This is a genomic window from Streptomyces sp. NPDC048473 (genome assembly GCF_043200155.1).
Taxonomy (GTDB): domain Bacteria; phylum Actinomycetota; class Actinomycetes; order Streptomycetales; family Streptomycetaceae; genus Streptomyces.
The window spans coordinates 550,416-567,189 of record NZ_JBICXE010000001.1 but is presented as its reverse complement, the minus strand read 5'-3'; the positions used below and the strand labels follow the sequence as shown (position 1 = coordinate 567,189).

Sequence of the window (16,774 nt, the reverse complement as noted above, 5' to 3'; positions counted from 1 at the left end):
CCTCCTATATGCACAGCACCGACAACGAAGCGAGATGGGTCCGGCCCGGCCGGGTGACCGGCCCCGCGACCGGCGACACCCGCGCCACGACACCCCTGAGGAGGTGAGCGATCCCGATGAGCAGCACAACGAACAGCAACAACTGTCCGTATGTCACACATCTACTCAGGGTCATGTCGAGCACCCTACCCCCGCCCCGTATACACCGCGCGCGGAAACGTATCGCCTCCGCAATACAGGGCCTGACGGCACAGGGCCCGACGGCGCGGACGCACAGCGACCCGGTACCCCTCGTGGGCGAGGGGTACCGGGCCGTCGAGCTGTGTGTTCGCGAGCCGGTCAGCTGGGGGCGTAGACCTTCTCCACCCAGCCGGCGATCTGCTCATCGGTGAGGTGCTGTGCCAGATCGGCTTCGCTGATCATGCCGATCAGCTTCTTGTTCTCGACCACCGGGAGCCGGCGGATCCGATGGGTCTGCATCTCCTCCAGAACCATCTCCACGGCCGCCCCCGAGTCGATCCAGCGAGGGGTGCCCTGGGCGAGGTCGCCCGCGGTCATCTTCGACGGATCGTGTCCCATCGCCACACAGCCGACCACGATGTCGCGGTCCGTGAGGATGCCGATCATCCGGTCCTGTTCGCCTTCGGCAGAGATGGGCAGCGCGCCCACTTTGTGGTCGCGCATCAGCTGTGCGGCGCGGTCGAGTGTCTCGTGCGCGGGGATCCATGTGGCCCCGGTGTGCATGATGTCCTTGGCGGTGGTCATGAGGGATTCCTCCTGCGTGCCGGTGGGCATGCTGTACGACCCCGAGCGAACCCATCGTCATGGGCCCGTTCGGGGCACGCGACCGCTATCACCCGTTCGGGTGCCTGTGCGGCTCGGAGGGAATCTTTCAGGACCGGGGCTTCGCCCCTCGCGCCGCCAGCATGCGGGCCATCGTGTCCAGCTCGGACTGCTGGGCCTCGGCCATTCCCTGGGCCAGCCGCTTCTCCACCTTCACCGTGCACAGCCGGGCGCAGCCGCGGGCCATGTCGATGCCGCCCTTGTGGTGGTCGGTCATCAGCTGGAGGTACAGGACCTCGGCCTTCTTGCCGCTCGCCCCGCGGAGCCGGTCCAGCTCGGTCCTGGTAGCCATGCCGGGCATGAGGGAGCCGTCATGGGCCCGGTATCCGTTCCCCATGCCCTCCATCGAGTGCCCCTCGTGCCCCGCCGCCATCCAGGCCATCGGCTCCTGCCCGGCGGCCGCCTTCGGCAGCTCCCACAGGTCCAGCCAGCCGAGCAGCATGCCCCGCTGGTTGGCCTGCGTATTGGCGATGTCGTACGCGAGACGGCGTACCTCCTCGTCCTGCGTACGGTCACGCACGATGAAGGACATCTCCACGGCCTGCTGATGGTGGACCGCCATGTCGCGGGCGAAACCGGCGTCCGCCGAGTCCACCGCGGGTGTGCGCGGGGCGGGGGCGGCGGCATGGTCCGCACCGTCGTCCCGCGCGGACGCGACCGTCGCCACCCCCGCGAACAGCAGCGCGAGCACGACGGCGGAGCCCGCCACCCACTGGATGCGCCGGTCGCGTTTCACCACGGTCACTGAGCCCCCACCCCGCCCGTGCACGCTGCGCCCGGCTCGGGCGTCTGCGGCCCCTGGACGAAGTTGGCGAAGAACTGGTCGACCCGCCGGTCATCGGCGCTGTCCACCGTCACCTGATTGCCCCAGGCACTCAGCATGATTGTCCCGGCCTGGCCCTTGTACGGACTCATCAGCGAGTACGGCGTCCTGCCGACCCGCTCGGCGAGCTTCGCCACATCGGCGTCCGAGGCCTTGTCCGTGTACGTCACCCACACCGATCCGTGCTCCAGCGAGTGCACGGCGTTCATGTCGGGGATCGCTTTTTTGTATACCTCGCCGTCGCAGTTCATCCATACGGGGTTGTGGTCACCGCCGACCGGGGGCTTCATCGGGTACGTGACCGGCGTGGTGACATGGTTGCGGGTCAGCTTCTTCGCGTCCCACGTCTTCAGCCCCTCGATCGGCTCGGCGGCGGGCTTCTTCTGCTCGGCCGCGGACGCCTTGGCGTCATCCGCCTGGACGGCCTTCTTCTTCTCCGATGCCTCGGACTTGTCCAGCACCATGTACGAGCCGAAACCGACCAGGCCCGCGACGACGAGGACGCTCAGGCTTATGGCCAGGACACGGTTGCGGCGGTCCCGTGCGCGGTCGGCGTTGCGCATCTGCTCTATGCGGGTCCTGCGGTCGAAGCTCATGTCGTCAGGTCCTTCTGCGAAGGGGCGGGGAGGGACAAGGAGCGGGTCGGGAAAACCGGTGCGCACCGGGCAGTTGCGAGGCCGTTCCACCCCTTGCGCACCATGGGCGCCGATCGTAGTGGGTGGCCGGGTGCTCCATCTCACGTCGTGTGCGTAATCTGGGTGAAATCCCGGGTCGTGATACTGGAGCTTCTCCCCTACCCCGGGCGGTGGTGCACGGACCGTCTGAACTGCAAGGATGTGGCTATGGACAAGCAGCAGGAATTCGTCCTCAGGACGCTTGAGGAGCGCGACATCCGCTTCGTACGGCTGTGGTTCACCGATGTTCTCGGCTACCTCAAGTCCGTTGCCGTGGCCCCTGCCGAGCTGGAGCAGGCGTTTGACGAGGGCATCGGCTTCGACGGCTCGGCCATCGAGGGCTTCGCCCGGGTGTACGAGTCCGACATGATCGCCAAGCCGGATCCGGGCACGTTCCAGATCCTGCCGTGGCGCGCGGAGGCCCCCGGCACGGCCCGGATGTTCTGCGACATCCTGATGCCCGACGGCTCGCCGTCCTTCGCGGACCCGCGCTATGTCCTCAAGCGCATCCTCGCCAAGACCTCCGACCTGGGCTTCACCTTCTACACCCACCCGGAGATCGAGTTCTTCCTGCTGAAGGACAAGCCGGTCGACGGCAGCCGCCCCACCCCCGCCGACAGCTCCGGCTACTTCGACCACACCCCGCAGAACGTCGGCATGGACTTCCGCCGCCAGGCGATCACCATGCTCGAATCCATGGGCATCTCGGTCGAGTTCAGCCACCACGAGGGCGCCCCCGGCCAGCAGGAGATCGACCTGCGGTACGCGGACGCGCTCTCCACCGCCGACAACATCATGACCTTCCGCCTGGTGATGAAGCAGGTCGCGCTGGAGCAGGGCGTGCAGGCGACGTTCATGCCGAAGCCGTTCTCCGAGTACCCCGGCTCAGGCATGCACACCCACCTCTCCCTCTTCGAGGGCGACCGCAACGCCTTCTACGAGTCGGGCGCCGAGTACCAGCTGTCCAAGGTCGGCCGCTCCTTCATCGCCGGCCTGCTCACCCACGCCGCGGAGATCTCCGCCGTGACGAACCAGTGGGTCAACTCCTACAAGCGCATCTGGGGCGGCTCCTCCCGCGCCGCGGGCGCCGGCGGCGAGGCCCCCTCGTACATCTGCTGGGGCCACAACAACCGCTCCGCGCTCATCCGCGTCCCGATGTACAAGCCCGGCAAGACCGGCTCCGCCCGCGTGGAGGTCCGCTCCATCGACTCCGGCGCCAACCCCTACCTGACCTACGCGGTGCTGCTCGCCGCGGGCCTCAAGGGCATAGAGGAGGGCTACGAACTCCCGGCCGGCGCCGACGACGACGTCTGGGCACTGTCCGACGCGGAACGCCGCGCGATGGGCATCGAGCCGCTGCCGCAGAACCTGGGCGAGGCGATCTCACTGATGGAGAAGAGCGAACTGGTCGCCGAGACGCTCGGCGAGCACGTCTTCGACTTCTTCCTGCGCAACAAGAAGCAGGAGTGGGAGGAGTACCGCAGCGAGGTCACGGCCTTCGAGCTGAAGGCGCTGCTGCCGGTGCTGTAGGTGCAGGTCAGCCCTGTTTCAGTGACGTACGCGGCTTCGGGCCGACGGTCTCGCGCCGTCGGCCCGAAGCCGTCTCACCCGCCCGCCGGCAGACGTACTCGCCGTCGGCGGCACATACCTTCTGGCGCCCACCGGCGGTTACGCGGTCCAAGCGCATGGCCTGGTCGACCGCTGAAGGAGCTCCGGACGGGGTCGTCCGGAGCCGGCGAGGTGCGGGTCCTGTTCGTGACATAGTTCGGCCGTCTCGCGGGCTCCTGCTATCTCCCCCTCGGAGAGACCACCGACGCGCCGAGTCCCTGCTGACCAGCGCGGCCGAGAAGCTGAGGGACAGGCCAGGCGCGCAGTTCGCGGGCGGAAGCGGCGGACCGCCTCGCTGAACCCCCGGCCTGGCAGCAAGCCACGGTCATCAAGGCCGTCCCCGAAAGAGTCCATCATCTGCCCGACTCCCTGCCGGCCCGCCGGCATTCACTGGGACGACCTCGCCGCGGAGAAGATCGCCGTCATCCCCGCTCTTGCGGCACGGGCACGGGCACGGCACACCGTCAGTTGAAGGCGGACGCAGCTGACTGCTCTGCCGCAGAGAAACGAACCCATCGCTCCTCACCGGACAAGTCCACACCATCGTCACCCCATCCGGCGCAAGCCCTCCAGAGCTACCGAGAGCACCCCTGCAGAATCCAGCGCCCCCCGACTCGCGCCGGAAGAGATCACCCAGCGGATATCCGAGCACGCAACCGCATGCTTGATGTCCTGGACGGGGATGGCCCACACATCAGGAGCCACGATGGCGAGCACCTGATCCCGGAGCGCCAGAACTTCCGCTCCGGCCCCGGCTGCGCCCGTCGCGCGGCTGGAGCAAGGGCAGTGGTGGGGAGAAACCCGCTGTGGCTGGGGCGGTCGGCCCCACGGCCTTGAGCCAAGGAACGGGAAGTCAGGGCCCGTTGGTGACTGTCGAGGGCCCTCGCTATCGTGGTGCCCTTGACGCTCTCCTCCCTCAGGGGAGGGGATTCTCACGGCTCGCGCCGTGAGCCTTCCTGATAGCCACGGAGGTAATCCGATGACTGACAACGACTTCTGGGAGTGCCCGCCGGAGCAGGGCGTCGCGCAGCACGGGGAGTTCAGGCTGACCCTCATCGAGCGGCCCTTCCCCACCGGAGGAAGGGCTCTGCCCGCTCATGACCCGGCACGGGCGCGGGAGTTCGCCGATGCTTTCGGCACCATCGACACGGTGGTGGAGGAGGTCGACCGGATCGAGGCGACCGAGCGGCTTCCCTTCGCCACCCGCGCGGACCTCGACCTGGTCAGCGTCGGATGCTGGGGAACGGTGACCGAGATCAACGATCCCGCCCTGGTGTTCACCGGGGGGACCTTCCCTCTCGCGGAGCAGGCGGACGAGCTGGCCGAGCGCTTCCCCGGAGCGGTCATCATCGGCTCGGCGACGATCGACTACAACGTGACCTACGGCACCCACGTGATCTACCACCCGGACGGGGCGCGCCTGTTCGCCGCAGGGTGGAGCGGAGAGGGGGACTGGGACCGCGAAGGCACCCCGCAAGAGGTCATCAACGCCTTCGGTATCGGCCCCGACGCCCTGGAACGGCAGGACATCGACCTCGACGCCGACCCCGGGGCCTTCTCCTGGGAAGGTCTTACGCGGCTCGCCCTTCAGCGCGTCACCCCGCTGCTCCGCAAGGGCCGCACCCTGTCCGCGTTCCGCGTCCGGCACACCGAAGAGATCACCGGCGACCTGGAAGACACCTGGATCGGCGAGTTCGACGAGTTCTGACCGTAACGATCCGAAAACACCGGCGAGTTGGCGGGGACATGCCGCCTTAACTCCGAAACCCCCGGCCGGCTCACCCCTAGTGTGGACAACAGGCGGCGCAACCAGACCAGTTGACCTCGGACTCCATGGCGCCGCGTTCCCAGGGGGAGAAGTTAGTGAGCATTCAGATACATCAACCTGCGCGCCGCCGGCGCGTGTGGGCGCGCCTCGCGCTCGCCCTCACTGCCGCGGCAGCCGTGACCCTGACCGGCCTGCCCGGGCTCGACGAGGCGGAGGCCGCGAAGGCGCCCAACGTCAAGCCGGTGCGGTGCGACGAGAAGTTCCTCAAGCAGAAGCTCCCGTCCACCCCGGCCGACTCCGGGCCGCCGGACAGCCTTCCGTACGACGCGTGGCCGAACGACGAGAACTACACGTACGACAACCCCGCCAAGGCGTATGACGGGGTGCAGCCGCCGACCGACGCCCAGCGCACGGCCGCGGGAAAGAACTACCGCAAGTGGCAGCGCAAGTACAACAAGTCGAAGAACCCGGCGGACAAGGTCATGGAGATCTACGCCCGCTACAACAACCAGTACAACAACCCCCAGGGCTACCAGGACTTCAAGCGCTACCTCGACGTGCGCTACATCGGAAACCACGGCAACCCGCCCCGGGGTGAAGCGTTCGAGGCCCGCATGGTCAAGAAGTACAACATGGTCGGCCCCGACTGGTGGTGCCAGGACCCGATCGAGTACACCGACCCCGAGACCGGCGAGAAGCGCACCCGCGTCGTGGACGCACACAACCGGCGCACCGAGCGCAAGGTTGAGATGAAGTCCAACGGCAAGATCGAAAACGACCAGCTCAAGGCCGACCGGCAGATCGCCAAGGAGAAGCCGAAGTCGACGTTCCGGTACCTGACCGGTGCCAGGACCGAGGATTCGACGAAGAAGAAGATCCAGCAGTTCGACGACGACCTCAAGCGGGACCGGGGCACCAACCGCACCCAGGCCGGGGTCAACGAACGCCGGTCGAACGCCATCGAGCGCACCCAGAAGCCGAACGTCTACACCAACTACGACAAGCGGTTCAACCCCGATCCGCTCAAGGGCGGCCGGGGACCGATCATCGACCAGGCCCTGCGGTCGGGGAAGACGGTCGAGGAAGCGCGCCGGCTTCAGGCGATGTACAACCAGAACAACCGCGGCGGCTACTTCGGCCGCGGGCCGGGCGGCATCGACTTCTCCACCTTGGAGATCAACTACGTCGGTACCCCCGTCAAGGGCAAGGGCCTCGACTATTCGATGAGGGCCGACTACGTCAAGGACCCGGACGAGAACCCCGGCTACGGCGGTGACGCCAAGCTCCAGCTCGCCTCGGACGCCTTCTTCACCTGGCTCGCCCTGACCCCGGACAAGTTCTGGGTCAACCTCAACCCGATCCGCCCCGACATGATCATGGACAAGGAGTTCGCCAAGACCGACGCCGGGCGCGTCCTGCTGGAGTCCGATCTGACCCTCAAGCACGACTACGCGGATGCGATGAACCCCGACAAGTACGAGCGCGGGGAACGCTTCTGGCGCGCGGCCCCCCGTACCCCCGAGGGCATGCCGTGCCTGCCCATCATCCGCCAGTGGATCACCCCGAAGCCTGCGAAGATCCGAGAGCAGGACGGCGGCATCTACATCCTGGACGCGCCGCTGAAGGTCAACATGGAGGTCCCCACCGGACCGGACGTGCCGCCCAACGCCTGCAAGCTCACCGAGGCGCAGACCAAGCAGGCCGAGACCCTGATCCTCACGATGATCCAGCCGGAGCTCGAGCGTCGCGTCAACGACGACAAGTCCTACGCCGACCTGCGCCGCGTCTACTCCTCGCGGGTGGCAGCCGAGTACATCCGCCGCCAGGACGCGGTCGGCCCCACCGACTTCCGCAAGATCATCAACAGCAACGACGTCAAGCGGTGGCCGCTCAGGGCCGAGAACAAGGACTGGGACAAGAAGACCGTCTACGACAAGTACGTCGACTCGTTCAAGAACGGCGACTACAAGTTCGAGCGCGTCTACGACGGCAAGGTGTGGATCCTGTCCATGGGCGGGGTCGACTTCTCCAAGGCGCCGAAGAAGAACATCAGCCGCACCCAGTTCAACACGCAGCATCGCGGCTTGGACAAGACCACCAGGACATCCGTCCAGGCCGAGGTGACCTACCGGGACAGCGAGACCGCCTACCTCGGCGGGACCACCTCCGACCAGCCCACCAGCCCGGAGGACCCGAAGCCGACGCCGACCCCGACCGGCCCGGACGACCCGAAGCCGAGCGGCACCCCGTCGACGCCGGCACCCGACCCGTCCACGCACGGCGGTGGCAAGACGACTCCGCCGGCGAAGGACCCGAACGGTGACCTCGCCGACACCGGCAACAGCACCCCCGTCGGCCAGATCGCCGCTGCGGCCGCGGCGCTCGCCGTCGCAGGCGGCGCGCTGACGTGGTGGATGCGACGCCGCAGGGCCGCAGGCAGCTAGCCCGTCCGACGGAGTCTTCGCACGCACGCTGTCCCCCGCACCCGTACCCAGGGTGCGGGGGACAGCCATTTCGAACTGGGCCGTCTCGGTGGACTCCACGATCGTGCGCGCTCACCAGCACGCCACCGGGGCCCGCAAAAGATCAAGCCTTGCCTGGCCCGGCCTGCCCGCGAATCCGCATGCCGGGACCGTGAAAGCCGGTGAGGGAGCGGTGATTCCCAAGCGCAGGGCGCGAGTTCGATTCTCGTCCCCCGCTCCGCAGCCCGAACTTGAAAGTCCCAGGCCGGCGGCCCGGGGCTTGCCACAACGTCCTCATGTCCGGCCGAGCACCTTGCGCAGGTGTCACTCCACGCCGGCTTCTCCCGGCCCGCGGCCACGCGCGTACGTCGCGAATCGGGGAGTCCCGCGGGCTTCTGCGGGGTGGTCGGGCATGGCATCACAGCCCAGCCTTTCCGATCTCCGCCGTGCATCGCCCGCCGTCTGCCCCCAGCGCTCTTCATCCTCGTCGGCGGCGAAGGGCCGGCACCGCCGTGGTGCCTGCCCTCCGGCGCGTCCCCGCCCGCCTCAGTCGAACCGGCAGCCCATCTCGTCCAGGATCTCGTCGATCACCTCGGCGGGCTCCCGGGCCAGGTCCTCCTCGATCCACATACGCATGGCGATCCGTAGCGAGGAGAGGAACGCCGCGGCCAGGACCAGGGGGCGGACCGACTTCTCCGACGGGCTCTGGCGGGACGCCACGGCCTCGGCCAAGTCCCGTTCCAGGGCTGCGTGGTTGGCGAGTTGCCGGGCCAGCAGTGAGGGGTGCCGCATCGCCAGCCTGGTCCGTAGGGCCCACTCGCGCTCCGGCGGTGCGACCCGTTCGGCGAACTGCGCAACGGCCGCCCGCAGCGCCGCCCATGCCGTCTCCTCGGCGGGCCGGTCGCGCACGGCCCGGACGAGGTCCGTGATCTGCTGCTCCTCCCCGTAGAGGAGGGCGTCCTCCTTGCCCGTGAAGTAGTTGGAGAACGTTCTGCGGGAGATCCCGGCCGCGTCCGCGACGGCCTCCACCGTGACGTGGTCGAAGCCGTGCTCGACGGTCAGCCGCAGTGTCGCCTCGTGCACGGCCTGCCTGGTGGCTTCCTTCTTGCGTTCCCGTAGTCCCACAGAGCTCTCCATGGGTTCATTATCTCCGTGCAGGGAATAATTGCGCAGTGAGCAAAATTGCTCACTGCGCATGTATGGTGAAGCCTTTCCTGCCCATGTTCGAACCCTTCCGGAGGTTGCGCGTGAGCGCACAAACGGCCGCCCCGACCGAAGTCGCGCCGATGGATCACCGTCATGTGCTGCGGGCGCTGAGCGGGCTGTTGATCGTGCTGTTCGTGGCGATGATCAGCAGCACGGTGGTCTCGGTGGCGCTGCCGAAGATCATCGGCTCGCTGAACGGCACCCAGTCGCAGTACACCTGGGTCGTCACCGCATCCCTGCTGGCCTCCACGGCCTCCACCCCGATCTGGGGCAAGCTCGCCGACCTGTTCAGCAAGAAGCTGCTGCTCCAGATATCCATCGGCATCTTCGTCATCTCGTCGATCGCCTGCGGATTCGCCCAGTCCACCGGGCAGTTGATCACCTTCCGCGCCGTGCAGGGCCTCGGTATGGGTGCACTCCAGGTGCTCGTCCAGGTCATCATCGCCGCGATGATCAGCCCCAAGGAACGCGGCCGCTACAACGGTTACCTGGGCGGCGTCATGGCCGTCGCCACCGTCGGCGGGCCGCTGCTGGGCGGATTCATCACCGACACGTCGTGGCTCGGCTGGCGCTGGTGCTTCTTCATCGCCGTACCGTTCACGCTGATCGCCTTCGTGATGCTCACCCGCACCCTGCACCTCGCCGAGGTCCGCCGCCCCGATACGAAGGTCGACTACCTGGGCGCCTCGCTGATCGCCGGCGGCGTCAGCCTGCTGCTGCTCTGGGTGACCTTCGTCGGCAACGACTTCGACTGGCTGTCCTGGCAGACCCTCGTCATGGTCGGCGCCAGCGCCCTGATCCTGGTCGCGGCCGTCGTGGTCGAGAGCCGGGTCAAGGAGCCGGTCGTCCCGCTCCACGTCGTACGCCGCCGCGACCCCGCGCTCGCCATCGTCGCGAGCCTGGCGGTCGGCATGGCGATGTTCGGTGGCGCGGTCTTCCTCGGCCAGTACTTCCAGATCGGCCGCGGCTACTCACCGACCGAGGCCGGACTCCTCACCATCCCGCTGATGTTCGGCGTGCTGGTCTCCTCCACCGTTGCCGGACGTCTGGTCTCCAGGACCGGCAAGGTGAAGCCGTACATCATCACCGGTGTTGTCGTCCTCACCCTGGGTTTCCTCGGCCTGTCCACCATCGACCACGAGACCTCACTGATCCTCGTCTCGATCGGCATGCTGGCCGTCGGCGCCGGTGTCGGCATGTCGATGCAGAACCTGGTCCTGGTCCTCCAGAACACTGTCCCGCTCGCCGAACTCGGCGCGGCCAGCGGCGCGATCACCTTCTTCCGCTCGCTCGGCGGCACGATCGGTGTCTCGGTGCTGGGGGCGGTGCTCGCCAACCAGGTCGCCACGAAAATCACCCACGGCCTGGCGAAGCTCGGCATCGACCCGGTGGCCTCGTCCTCGGGCGGTGCCACCCTGAACATCGACGCGATGCCGCCGCAGATCCAGGAGGTGGTGCGCGCCGCGTACGGTGACGCGACCGGCACCATCTTCCTGATCTCGGCGGGCATCGCGGTGATCGGCGTGATCGCAACCCTGTTCCTGACGCCGACGAAGCTGCGCGACAGCGTGGACTTGTAGTGGACCTGTCGCCGGTCGACCCGGCCGTTCGTGCGCCACGGCTGCGGTGGGGGCCGTGCGGTCGGGTGGGCAGGGAGGGAGTACGAGGAGCTGGGTGACCCCGGCAGGCTCGGTGCGCGGGACCACGCCGCGCCGGCGCTCCGGGCCGCGGACCGCGCCGAGCACGTACTCCCGCACTTCGAGCAGCGGAACCCGGGTGACGACCGGCCGCGCAAGGCCGTCGAAGCGGGGCGAGCCTGGGCGCGCGGAGCGCTGACCATGACTCAGGCTCGCGCCGCCGCATTCGTGGCCCACAGCGCGGCCCGCGACGCCGACGGACCGGCCGCCCGTGCCGCGGCCCGCGCGGCCGGACACGCGGTGGCGACCGCCCATGTCCCGGGCCACGCCGCCACCTGCACCGCGACCGCCGCCACCCACGCCGCACGTGCCACGGGAGAGCCCGGGGCCGCCTCCTCGTGCAAGGCGGCCTCCACCGCAGCCACGGCGGCGAAACGCGACTGGCAGTACCGGCGCCTTCCCGGACATCTGCGTCAGGTGGCCTTCCCGGTCGGGAAGGCCACCTGACGCGCGACTGGGGTAGTGTGACGCATCCCAACACGGGGACCGACCAAGGAGGTGAGACCCATTACCGCTGTATCAGGCTGGGTGCTCATCTCTCACGATCGCGTGGTCGACCCGACATAATCGACCGCGGAGCGCCCATCGGCTTTCCCGAAAGGCTCCGCTTCATGTCGGTTTCCGCCTCACCGCTCGCCGTTTCCTCCATCGTCACCACACTCCGCGCCGCCGGCTGCGTATTCGCCGAGGACGAGGCGGAGTTGATCGTCTCCACGGCCGCCGACCACGCCGAACTCGCGGCCATGGTCGAACGGCGGGTCGCCGGTCTGCCCCTGGAACACGTCCTCGGCTGGGCCGAGTTCAGCGGGCTTCGGATCGCCGTGGACCCCGGCGTCTTCGTACCCCGTCGCCGCACCGAGTTCCTGGTCCGGCAGGCCGCCGCCCTCGCCGGGCCCGGGGCGGTCGTCGTCGACCTCTGCTGCGGTTCGGGAGCCCTCGGTACCGCGCTCGCCGCAACGCTGGAACGGATCGAACTGCACGCCGCCGACGTGGAACCCGCAGCCGTACGGTGCGCCCGCCGCAACATCGGCGACGCGGGCAGGGTGTACGAGGGCGACCTCTTCGAGCCGCTCCCCGGCTCGTTGCGCGGCCGGGTGGAGATTCTGCTCGCCAATGTGCCGTACGTACCGACGGAGGACGTCGAGCTGCTTCCCCCGGAGGCCCGTATCCATGAGCCACTCGTCGCACTCGACGGGGGCCGGGACGGCCTCGATGTCCTGCGGCGGGTCACCGCCGAGGCTCCGCGCTGGCTGGCACCGGGCGGACATCTGCTGGTCGAGACGAGCGAACGGCAGGCGGCACGGGCCGAGGAGGCCGTCGCACGCAGCGGCCTGATCCCGCGCGTGGTCACCTCCGACGAGCTGTACGCGACCGTCGTCATCGCGACCCGGCCGGGCCCTTCGGCTCCGTCCGGGGACTGAGCGCGAACCGGCTGCCGGGGACCGTGCGTGGACCAGCCGCCGGGTCCGGTCCGTGCTCAGGGTTCCGGCTGCCGACGGACCACCGCCGTCCCGGCATCCGGATCCACCCCCATCCGGGGCGGCGCGCCGTCCAGCGCGTCATCCTTCAGAACCTGTTCCTCCACCCGGTGCTCGATCTCCACGCGCTTCGCCGAGTTGAGGAACGCCTGCAGCTCATCGGCGACCGAGGCCCCCACACCCAGCCCATGACAGGGCGTGCGGGCGGCGAGAACACGTCGCAACCAGTCGGGCCGGCCGGTGCGGACGACGCCGTGGCGGGCCGCGGCCGGCAGGAACGGCACCGTCACCAGCACGGCCGTCACCAAGAGGCTCGACATCATCACCATGCCCGCCCAACGCCCGGTGCCGCGCCGCCGCTCCCGCCGAATGAGGGCGAACCGGGCCCCGCCGACGGCAGCCCGGTCTCACAGGCGCTGCGTCGGCCGGGAGCCGTGGTGGACGGGGAAGCGGACGAGTTCGACGCGGTCGGGCTCGGGCAGCGTCGCCGCATGGAGAGCTGGGTCCGCCGACGCCCACCGATCAGCTGAACCGCCACCGCGTCTGGCTGTACGAGGTGCCCTTGCCGAAGCCGAAGACCGTACGCGGTGACACCTCGAACACCAACGCCGTATGGCCCGCGTGCCGGAACGTGCCGTCCTGGACGTCGAAGTGCCATTCGGGGCCGTACTTCGACTCCCAGGCCGCGGCCAGCCGGTTCAGCCGGTCCTCGTCCGTCACCCGCTCGGCCCGGCCCTCGACCACCACGTCGATCCCCTCCGACAGAGTGTTGTTGCCGGTGGTCAGTACCACTTCCGGGTTGGTGGCCAGATTCCGGCCCTTGCGTTCCGACGCACCCGTGCTGAAGTGCAGCGCGCCCTGGGACCACACCCCGATCAGTGGGGTGACATGCGGGCGGCCGTCCGGACGGACCGTGCTCAGCCAGTACATCTCCGCCCTGGTCAGCAGCTCCTTCGCCGCCGACCACGGGCTGGCCGTCGCGCTCTTGGCGCTGTAGCGGGTATCCAGCTCGGCGAAGGGTTCGAATCCGGACATGCGGGCCTCCCGGTCGGGTCCTTGAAGCGATCGTGCCTCCGAAGTACGGACCGCGCACCCGCTACGAATTCATCGGTGCGCAGCTAGGCTCGGAATGCTGGATTGTGTGTGGGCGGCGAGCAGGAGAGCGCGGAATGACGACGGTGCCGGGGCGCAGGAGCAGTACATTCACCCGACTGCTGCGGCACGGTTTCACCGATCCCTCCGCCGCCGAGCGGCTCCTCGACCTGCCCGAGCTGTCGTCCGTACGCTCCGATCCGGTGCTTCTCGACGCCCTCGGGGCCACCGCCGACCCCGATCTGGCACTGCGCGGCGTCGTCCGGCTTGTGGAGGCCGAGGAGCCGGACGAGCGGCAGGTCCTGCTGGACACCCTCGTCACCGCCAAACCGCTGCGGGACCGGCTCCTCGGGGTGCTCGGGGCGTCCGAGGCGCTCGGTGACCATCTCGCCCGCCACCCCCGCGACTGGCATGCGCTCGTCACCTACGAGGCCACCGATCTGCACCCCGGAGTGGCCGAATTCGAGCAGGGGCTCGCCGGGGCCGACGACCCCGACTCGCTGCGCGTCGCCTACCGCCGGTGCCTGCTGGCCATAGCGGCGCGCGATGTGTGCGGTACGACGGACGTCGCCGAGGCCGCCGCCGAACTGGCCGATCTGGCCACGGCGACCCTGCGGGCGGCGCTCGCCATCGCCCGTACGGCCGCACCCTCCGACGCCGCCCAGTGCCGGCTCGCCGTCATCGCGATGGGCAAGTGCGGTGGGCACGAGCTGAACTATGTCTCGGACGTCGACGTCATCTTCGTGGCGGAACCGGTCGACGGCTACGAGGAGAGCGCAGCCGTACAGGCCGCCACCCGACTGGCCGCGCACATGATGCGGATCTGCTCCGACACGACGGTCGAGGGCACCATCTGGCCCGTCGACGCCAACCTCCGCCCCGAGGGCCGCAACGGGCCCCTCGTACGGACGCTGTCCTCGCACCTCGCGTACTACCAGCGCTGGGCCAAGACCTGGGAGTTCCAGGCGCTCCTCAAGGCCCGGCCGGTGGCCGGCGACCCCGAACTGGGCGCGGAGTACGTCGAGGCCGTCTCGCCACTCGTATGGCAGGCCGCGGACCGTGAGAACTTCGTCGCCGACGTACAGAAGATGCGCCGCCGCGTCGTCGACAACATCCCCGCCGACCGCGTCGACCGCGAGATCAAGCTCGGTCCCGGCGGGCTGCGGGACGTCGAATTCGCCGTACAGCTCCTCCAGCTGGTGCACGGCCGCAGCGACGCCTCCCTGCACAGCGGCACCACCCTGGAGGCCCTGCGGGCGCTCGCCGCGGGCGGCTACGTGGGGCGGGTGGACGCCGCGCAGCTGGACGACGCGTACCGCTTCCTGCGCGCCATGGAACACCGCATCCAGCTCTACCGGCTGCGCCGCACCCATCTGGTCCCGCAGGACGAGCCGGATCTGCGGCGGCTCGGGCGCTCCCTCGGGATGCGTACGGACCCGATCACCGAGCTCAACCAGGCGTGGAAGCGGCACGCCTCCGTGGTGCGGCGGCTGCACGAGAAGCTGTTCTACCGGCCGCTGCTCGACGCCGTCGCCCAGCTCGCGCCCGCCGAGTCCAGGCTCAGCGCGAAGGCGGCCAAGCACCGGCTCGAAGCCCTCGGATACGCCGACCCGGCCGCCGCGCTCCGGCACCTGGAGGCGCTGTCGTCCGGGGTGTCCCGCAAGGCCGCCATCCAGCGGACCCTGCTTCCGGTGCTGCTCGGCTGGTTCGCGGACTCCGCCGATCCGGACGCCGGGCTGCTCGGCTTCCGCAAGGTGTCCGACGCACTCGGCAAGACCCCGTGGTACCTGCGGCTGCTGCGGGACGAGGGCGCGGCCGCGGAGAACCTCGCCCGGGTGCTCTCGGCCGGCCGGCTCGCTCCTGACCTGCTGCTCCGTGCGCCCGAGGCGGTGGCGATCCTCGGCGATCCGCAGGGGCTGAAGCCGCGCAGCCGGGAGCACCTGGAGCAGGAGGTACTGGCCGCGGTGGGGCGTGCGGAGGGTGCCGAATCCGCCGTCGCCGTGGTCCGCGGGGTGCGCCGGCGCGAGCTGTTCCGGACCACGGCCGCGGACCTCATCGGCTCGTACGGTACGGAGGAGAGCCCCGCCGAGGAGGACCCCGGGGCCCTCGTCGACCGGGTCGGCAACGCGGTCACCGATCTGAACGCCGTCACGATCGCGGGCGCCCTGCGCGCCGCCGTGCGCGAACAGTGGGGGGACACTCTCCCCACCCGGTTCGCGGTCATCGGCATGGGCCGCTTCGGCGGGCACGAGCTCGGATACGGCTCCGACGCCGATGTGCTGTTCGTCCACTCACCACGCGAGGGCGTCGACGAGCAGGAGGCGGGCCGGGCCGCGAACCAGCTGGTCTCCGAGATGCGGAGACTGCTGCAACTGCCCACCGCCGACCCGCCGTTGATCATCGACGCGGATCTGCGGCCGGAGGGCAAGAGCGGGCCGCTGGTGCGTACGCTGGGGTCGTACAAGGCCTACTACCGGCGCTGGTCGCTGGTCTGGGAGAGCCAGGCGCTGCTGCGCGCCGAGCCGATGGCGGGCGACGAGGAACTCGGCCGTGACTTCATCGAGTTGATCGATCCGCTGCGCTACCCGATGGAGGGCCTCGGGGAGGACGCGGTCCGCGAGATCCGCCGTCTGAAGGCCCGGATGGAGTCCGAACGGCTGCCGCGCGGCGCGGACCCGACGCTCCACACCAAGTTGGGGCGCGGTGGGCTGAGCGATGTCGAGTGGACGGTTCAGCTGATGCAGATGCAGCACGGCTGGGCGGAACCCGGGCTGCGGACGGCCCGTACCCGCGAGGCGCTGGCCGCGGCGTGCGCGGCGGAGCTGATCTCGGGCGAGGACGCGCAGACGCTGGACGAGGCGTGGGTGCTGGCGACGCGGGTGCGCAACGCGGTGATGCTGGTGCGGGGGCGGCCGGGCGACACGTTTCCGTCGGGGCCGCGTGAACTCACCGCGGTGGGGCGGTACTTGGGGTACGAGCCGGGGCATGTCGGGGACATGCTGGACGACTACCGGCGGATGACGCGGCGGGCGCGGGCGGTGGTGGAGGAGCGGTTCTACGGGGCGTGAGGGGGTGCCTGCTGAGGTGTGGGGCCTTTCTCGGGGCTCCGCGCCTCAGCGGGCC

At 69.4% G+C, this 16,774-nt stretch carries 14 protein-coding genes; 7 read left to right on the top strand and 7 right to left on the bottom strand.

What is annotated here, in order from left to right; all coding sequences use genetic code 11:
* Nucleotides 1-4 precede the first annotated feature (4 nt).
* The 4 genes from ACGFU7_RS02580 to ACGFU7_RS02565 form a co-directional block, all read right to left on the bottom strand.
* Nucleotides 5-175: a hypothetical protein gene (locus ACGFU7_RS02580; RefSeq protein ID WP_393691522.1), complete on the bottom strand. Its 171-nt coding sequence runs from the start codon at nucleotides 173-175 to the stop codon at nucleotides 5-7.
* Nucleotides 176-339: 164 nt separating this feature from the next.
* Entirely contained in the window at nucleotides 340-765 is a 426-nt protein-coding gene (locus ACGFU7_RS02575; protein WP_393691520.1) for a CBS domain-containing protein, read from the bottom strand.
* Between the two features lie 127 nt (nucleotides 766-892).
* A complete protein-coding gene (locus tag ACGFU7_RS02570; RefSeq protein WP_393691842.1) occupies nucleotides 893-1,582 on the bottom strand; it encodes a DUF305 domain-containing protein in 690 nt (229 codons plus the stop codon).
* A 2-nt stretch (nucleotides 1,583-1,584) separates the two neighbouring features.
* Nucleotides 1,585-2,262, bottom strand: a complete 678-nt coding sequence (locus ACGFU7_RS02565; RefSeq protein WP_393691518.1) for a DUF3105 domain-containing protein — start codon at nucleotides 2,260-2,262, stop codon at nucleotides 1,585-1,587.
* 246 nt (nucleotides 2,263-2,508) lie between these two features.
* On the opposite strand from ACGFU7_RS02565, the gene glnA reads away from it, so the two are divergent.
* The 3 genes from glnA (at nucleotide 2,509) to ACGFU7_RS02550 (ending at nucleotide 8,160) form a co-directional block, all read left to right on the top strand.
* Nucleotides 2,509-3,870, top strand: coding sequence for a type I glutamate--ammonia ligase (gene glnA / locus ACGFU7_RS02560; RefSeq protein ID WP_093897617.1), 1,362 nt, complete (start codon nucleotides 2,509-2,511; stop codon nucleotides 3,868-3,870).
* A gap of 1,057 nt (nucleotides 3,871-4,927) precedes the next feature.
* Nucleotides 4,928-5,656 carry a DUF6333 family protein gene (locus ACGFU7_RS02555; RefSeq protein WP_393691516.1) on the top strand — a complete coding sequence of 243 codons (729 nt, stop codon included), beginning with the start codon at nucleotides 4,928-4,930 and terminating at the stop codon, nucleotides 5,654-5,656.
* A gap of 155 nt (nucleotides 5,657-5,811) precedes the next feature.
* The gene (locus ACGFU7_RS02550) at nucleotides 5,812-8,160 is read left to right on the top strand and encodes a hypothetical protein (protein WP_393691514.1); all 2,349 of its coding nucleotides are present in this window, start codon (nucleotides 5,812-5,814) and stop codon (nucleotides 8,158-8,160) included.
* 564 nt (nucleotides 8,161-8,724) lie between these two features.
* Here ACGFU7_RS02550 and ACGFU7_RS02545 read toward each other — a convergent pair.
* Complete coding sequence (locus ACGFU7_RS02545; RefSeq protein ID WP_393691512.1) at nucleotides 8,725-9,315, bottom strand: TetR family transcriptional regulator; 591 nt, start codon at nucleotides 9,313-9,315, stop codon at nucleotides 8,725-8,727.
* 149 nt (nucleotides 9,316-9,464) lie between these two features.
* Here ACGFU7_RS02545 and ACGFU7_RS02540 point away from each other — a divergent pair, with 149 nt between their 5' ends.
* The 3 genes from ACGFU7_RS02540 (at nucleotide 9,465) to ACGFU7_RS02530 (ending at nucleotide 12,502) form a co-directional block, all read left to right on the top strand.
* Complete coding sequence (locus tag ACGFU7_RS02540) at nucleotides 9,465-10,964, top strand: MDR family MFS transporter (protein ID WP_393691840.1); 1,500 nt, start codon at nucleotides 9,465-9,467, stop codon at nucleotides 10,962-10,964.
* 30 nt (nucleotides 10,965-10,994) lie between these two features.
* Complete coding sequence (locus ACGFU7_RS02535; RefSeq protein ID WP_393691510.1) at nucleotides 10,995-11,528, top strand: putative immunity protein; 534 nt, start codon at nucleotides 10,995-10,997, stop codon at nucleotides 11,526-11,528.
* 164 nt (nucleotides 11,529-11,692) lie between these two features.
* Nucleotides 11,693-12,502: a putative protein N(5)-glutamine methyltransferase gene (locus ACGFU7_RS02530; protein ID WP_393691509.1), complete on the top strand. Its 810-nt coding sequence runs from the start codon at nucleotides 11,693-11,695 to the stop codon at nucleotides 12,500-12,502.
* Between the two features lie 56 nt (nucleotides 12,503-12,558).
* On the opposite strand, the gene ACGFU7_RS02525 is transcribed toward ACGFU7_RS02530, so the two are convergent.
* Entirely contained in the window at nucleotides 12,559-12,888 is a 330-nt protein-coding gene (locus ACGFU7_RS02525; protein WP_393691507.1) for a DUF6191 domain-containing protein, read from the bottom strand.
* A gap of 193 nt (nucleotides 12,889-13,081) precedes the next feature.
* Nucleotides 13,082-13,594, bottom strand: coding sequence for a pyridoxamine 5'-phosphate oxidase family protein (locus tag ACGFU7_RS02520; protein WP_393691505.1), 513 nt, complete (start codon nucleotides 13,592-13,594; stop codon nucleotides 13,082-13,084).
* Nucleotides 13,595-13,728: 134 nt separating this feature from the next.
* Here ACGFU7_RS02520 and ACGFU7_RS02515 point away from each other — a divergent pair, with 134 nt between their 5' ends.
* Nucleotides 13,729-16,719, top strand: coding sequence for a bifunctional [glutamine synthetase] adenylyltransferase/[glutamine synthetase]-adenylyl-L-tyrosine phosphorylase (locus tag ACGFU7_RS02515; protein ID WP_393691503.1), 2,991 nt, complete (start codon nucleotides 13,729-13,731; stop codon nucleotides 16,717-16,719).
* The last annotated feature ends 55 nt before the right edge of the window (nucleotides 16,720-16,774 follow it).